The organism is Parasphingorhabdus sp. JC815 (genome assembly GCF_040717415.1).
Lineage (GTDB): Bacteria > Pseudomonadota > Alphaproteobacteria > Sphingomonadales > Sphingomonadaceae > Parasphingorhabdus.
Window position 1 is genome coordinate 1 of record NZ_JBFEFM010000018.1, and the last position, 396, is coordinate 396.

Annotated in this window: 1 protein-coding gene; it reads right to left on the reverse strand. The window is 53.5% G+C overall.

What is annotated here, in order from left to right; genetic code table 11:
* A partial coding sequence (locus AB1K62_RS14655; RefSeq protein ID WP_367004706.1) for a CoA transferase occupies nt 1-330 on the reverse strand: 330 nt, incomplete at its 3' end.
* Nucleotides 331-396 lie beyond the last annotated feature (66 nt).

Here is a 396-nt window from a genome sequence, read left to right on the forward strand (position 1 = left end):
TGATAATTTGTCATAGCCAAGTCCAAGCCGGTCCAGCGCGCCGGGTCTGAAATTCTCGACCAATATGTCGGCATCATCCACCAGCTTTCTAGCTATCTCAATTCCTTTATCGCTTTTCAGGTTGAGGCAAATGCTTTTCTTGTGCCGGTTATACATCGGGAAATAGCCGGAACCCGATCCGACAAGAGTCCGGGTGCGATCACCGCCCATGGGCTCTACACGGATAACCTCGGCGCCCAGCGACGCGAGGATAGCACCAACCGCGGGGCCCATGACCATATGGGTAAATTCAATAACCTTCAAACCTGCAAGTGGTTGTGGACCAGTCATGCTGCAATTCCTTCAAATCCTAGGGGGAGTCCGGCATCGGGGGTAAAACCGTATAGCGGCTCGCCG